General features: G+C 66.9%; 5 protein-coding genes. 3 read left to right on the forward strand and 2 right to left on the reverse strand.

Going from position 1 to position 3874, the window contains the following annotated elements; genetic code table 11:
• Window positions 1–182: 182 nt before the first annotated feature.
• The gene (locus ACKOQ4_RS13160) at window positions 183–752 is read right to left on the reverse strand and encodes an HdeD family acid-resistance protein (RefSeq protein WP_526292525.1); all 570 of its coding nucleotides are present in this window, start codon (window positions 750–752) and stop codon (window positions 183–185) included.
• 173 nt (window positions 753–925) lie between these two features.
• On the opposite strand from ACKOQ4_RS13160, the gene ACKOQ4_RS13165 reads away from it, so the two are divergent.
• Genes ACKOQ4_RS13165 through ACKOQ4_RS13175 form a run of 3 tightly spaced genes read left to right on the forward strand, consistent with a single transcriptional unit; the run spans window position 926 to window position 3533 of the window.
• Window positions 926–1855 carry an ABC transporter substrate-binding protein gene (locus ACKOQ4_RS13165; protein ID WP_526292519.1) on the forward strand — a complete coding sequence of 310 codons (930 nt, stop codon included), beginning with the start codon at window positions 926–928 and terminating at the stop codon, window positions 1853–1855.
• Between the two features lie 5 nt (window positions 1856–1860).
• Window positions 1861–2775, forward strand: coding sequence for an amino acid ABC transporter permease (locus tag ACKOQ4_RS13170; protein WP_526292521.1), 915 nt, complete (start codon window positions 1861–1863; stop codon window positions 2773–2775).
• A 5-nt stretch (window positions 2776–2780) separates the two neighbouring features.
• A complete protein-coding gene (locus ACKOQ4_RS13175) occupies window positions 2781–3533 on the forward strand; it encodes an amino acid ABC transporter ATP-binding protein (protein WP_526292527.1) in 753 nt (250 codons plus the stop codon).
• A gap of 59 nt (window positions 3534–3592) precedes the next feature.
• Here ACKOQ4_RS13175 and ACKOQ4_RS13180 read toward each other — a convergent pair.
• Window positions 3593–3874, reverse strand: a 282-nt coding sequence (locus ACKOQ4_RS13180; protein WP_526292523.1) for an adenylate/guanylate cyclase domain-containing protein, incomplete at its 5' end; no start/stop codon positions are given.

The following is a 3874-nucleotide window of genomic DNA, read 5'->3' on the forward strand; positions in this document are numbered from 1 at the left end:
CGGGTAGGGAGTCGGCCCGGCCGGCGGCGGGCCGGGCGGCGGGAACCCGCCGGGCTCCGGCGATTCCGGGTGTTCAGTCATCGTTCCCGCTTCACCTCGTAGGGACGGCAGTCAGGGTACCGCCGAAACGAAGGGCGCGGATCGCAGTGCGTGCCCATGCGATCCGCGCCCTGCGGAGAGCGTCAGCGACCGAGCGCCTCGTTGACCGCCGAGCGGACCTCGTGGCCGGTCTTGCGAAGCTGCAGGCCCGCGATGATCTCGAAGACCCCGATCACCACCAGCCAGACGCCGACCACCAGGGTCAGGGTGACCAGGGAGTCGAACGGGTAACCGAGGCAGATGATGCCGGCGAGGATGGAGACGATGCCGAAGAAGATGCTCCAGCCGCGGCCGGGCGTCCCGTGGAACTCGCTGATGGCCGTAGCGGTGGCCGCGACGCCCCGGAAGATGAACCCGATGCCGATCCAGATGGCCAGCAGCAGCAACGCGGTGCCCTGACCGAACTGCCGGAATGCCAGCACCGCCAGGATCAGCGAGGCCGCCCCGCTGATGAACAGCAGGATCCTGCTGCCGGCCGAGGAGTGCAGGCCGAAGGCGAGAGCCACCTGCGCGACACCGGAAACCAGCAGGTAGACACCGAACAGAACGGCGGCGACCAGCAGAGTCGGACCGGGCCAGAACAGGACCAGTGCGCCGAGAATGACGGCCAGCAAGCCGGACACGACAGTGGATTTCCAGACCTGGTGGAACAGACTCGGGCGATCGCCCGCATGAGTAGTAGTCACGGCGCGAAATCCTACACACACCCATCACCCGTCCCTGGAATTGACCGCTTCGACAGGCCGATTGGGCTGCTGGCCGGTAGTTTTCTAGAGGCGCTCGGGATTGCGCCGACGTGTTGACCGCGAATCGAAGGGGCACAGAGTTGTTGACGACACAGCAGATCCGCCACGGCTGGTGGCGCACCGCGGCGGTGTGTGCGGTAGCCGGCGCCCTGACCCTGTCGGGCTGCGCCAAGAACACCGAAACAGGTTCGGGCGCCGGAGCGGGCTCGGCCGTCCCGTCCACCGAAGTCAAGGCGGAGAAGGTCGACGCGATCGCGGCCACCCTGCCCGCCGACATCCGCGAGTCCGGCAAGCTCGTCGTCGGGGTCAACATTCCCTACACGCCAAACGAGTTCAAGGACTCCGACGGCAAGATCGTCGGGTTCGACGTAGACCTGATGGACGCCGTCGCCGCGACGCTGGGGCTCCGGGCCGAATACCGCGAATCCGACTTCGCCAAGATCATCCCGTCCATCGACGGCGGCACCTACAACGTCGGGATGTCGTCGTTCACCGACACCAGGGAGCGCGAGAAGCAGGTCGACTTCGTCACCTACTTCTCGGCCGGTACCCAGTGGGCGCAGCGTGCGGGCCAGGCGGTCGATCCGAACAATGCCTGCGGCAAGAAGGTGGCGGTGCAGGCCACCACGATCCAGGAGACCGACGAACTGCCGGCCAAGAGCAAGAAGTGCGTCGATGCCGGCAAGCCGGAGATCCAGATCATCAAGTTCGACGGCCAGGACGCGGCGACCAACGCCGTCGTCCTCGGACAGGCCGACGCGATGTCGGCCGACTCGCCGGTGACCGCGTACGCCATCCGGCAGAGCGACGGCAAGCTGGAGGGCGCCGGGGAGATCTTCGACTCCGCGCCCTACGGGTGGCCGGTCAAGAAGGGCTCACCGCTGGCGCAGTCGCTGCTGCAGGCCGTCGAGCACCTGATCAAGACCGGGGCCTACAAGACGATCGCCACGAATTGGGGCGTGCAGTCCGGAATGATCGACAAGCCGGTCATCAACGGGGCGGTCAGCTAGCAGCCGTGGCCGTCGATCCGCCGGCGCCCGCCGCCATCGACGCCGTACCGCTGCGCCATCCCTGGCGGTGGGTGGGCGCCGCGGCCATCGTTGTCGTCGTCGGGCTGTTCCTGTACGGCGCGGCCACCAACCCGGCCTACGGGTGGGCGACCTATCTCGAGTACTTGTTCAACGAACGCATCCTGTTCGGCGTCTGGAACACCCTGCAGTTGACCGTCTACGCGATGGTGCTCGGTGTGGTGCTGGGCATCGCGCTGTCGGTGATGCGACTGTCGCCCAACCCGGTCTTCGGTTCGGTCTCCTGGGTTTTCCTGTGGATCTTCCGCGGCACGCCGGTGTACGTGCAACTGGTGTTCTGGGGCCTGCTGCCGACGATCTACCAGAACGTCCAACTGGGAATCCCGTTCGGGCCGTCCTTCTTTCACCTCAACCTGCAGAACCTGTCCATCCCGTTCCTACTAGCCGTGATCGGGCTGGGCCTCAACGAGGCGGCCTATATGGCCGAGATCATCCGCGCCGGAATCACCTCCGTGCCGGAGGGGCAGACCGAGGCGTCCACCGCCCTGGGAATGTCGTGGGGAATGACGATGCGGCGCACCGTCCTTCCGCAGGCGATGCGGGTGATCATCCCGCCCACCGGCAACGAGTTGATCAGCATGCTCAAGACCACCTCGCTGGTCACCGCCGTGCCCTACTCCTATGACCTCTACAGCATCGCCTCGCGGGAGATCGCCGCCCGCACCTTCGAACCGGTACCGATGCTGCTGGTGGCGGCGACCTGGTATCTGGTCGTCACGAGCATCCTGATGGTCGGCCAGCACTACCTGGAGAAGCGTTTCTCCCGGGGCATCTCGCGCAAGCTGACCGCCAAACAGCTTGAGGCCCTTGCCAGAGCGCAGACCGAGGCCGGTCACGTATGACCGAGATGGTCCGGGCCGAACAGGTCTGCAAGAGCTTCGGGGCGCTGCAGGTGCTCAAGGGTGTGACGCTGTCGGTCGACCGCGGGCAGGTGCTGGTGCTGGTCGGGCCTTCCGGTTCGGGCAAGTCGACCTTCCTGCGCTGCATCAACCACCTGGAGACGGTGTCGGCGGGCCGGTTGTACGTCGACGGCGACCTGATCGGCTACCGGGAGCGCGGCGGCAGGCTCTACGAGATGTCCCCGCGCGACTCGGCCAAGCAGCGCCGTGACATCGGAATGGTGTTCCAGCACTTCAACCTCTTCCCGCACCGCACCGCGCTGGAGAACATCATTGAGGCGCCCGTCCACGTCAAGGGCGCGGGCAAGGCGGCCGCCGCCGATCGCGCCCGCGACCTGCTTGCTCGGGTGGGGCTGTCGGACAAGGCCGACGCCTACCCGGCGCAGCTCTCCGGCGGCCAGCAGCAGCGGGTGGCGATCGCCCGGGCGCTGGCGATGGAGCCCAAGCTGATGCTCTTCGACGAACCCACCTCGGCGCTGGACCCCGAACTGGTGGGGGAGGTGCTGGGGGTGATGAAAAAGCTTGCCGCCGCGGGTATGACGATGATCGTGGTGACCCACGAGATGGGCTTCGCCCGCGAGGTGGCCGACGAACTGGTGTTCATGGACGGCGGGGTGATCGTCGAGAGCGGGCCGCCGCGCCAGGTGCTGGCCGCTCCGCGGCACGAGCGGACAAGGGCGTTCCTGTCGAAGGTGATGTGAGCCTGGGGCTAGGAGTTGACGAGCTGGATCGTCCCGCGGGGGATTAAACGGCTCAGCCGTCAGCCGATGCGGCTTTTGGCGGGAAGTTCAGGTTGCTGCCCCTCATCCGATGCCGCCGGCTCGTGCGCCGGCTTGCGGCCGACCAGGTACCAGGTGTGCATGACGCCCTTGCCCTTGATGTCGACATCGCCGCGCTCCTCGAGTACGAAGGCGTGCCGGAGCCGCTCGTAGACGTTCTGGGGCACCTGGATCCGGCCCAGCTGATCGGTGGACTCCATCCGGGATGCCACGTTGACGGCGTCGCCCCAGACGTCGTAGAAGAACCGCCGCGCCCCCACCAC

The organism is Mycobacterium sp., assembly GCF_046095365.1.
In the GTDB taxonomy this organism is placed as follows: domain Bacteria; phylum Actinomycetota; class Actinomycetes; order Mycobacteriales; family Mycobacteriaceae; genus Mycobacterium.

Bases quoted from the DNA above. Each gene is read 5' to 3' on its own strand.
- ACKOQ4_RS13175 (WP_526292527.1), top strand. From the start codon at position 2,781: ATGGTCCGGGCCGAACAGGTCTGCAAGAGCTTCGGGGCGCTGCAGGTG.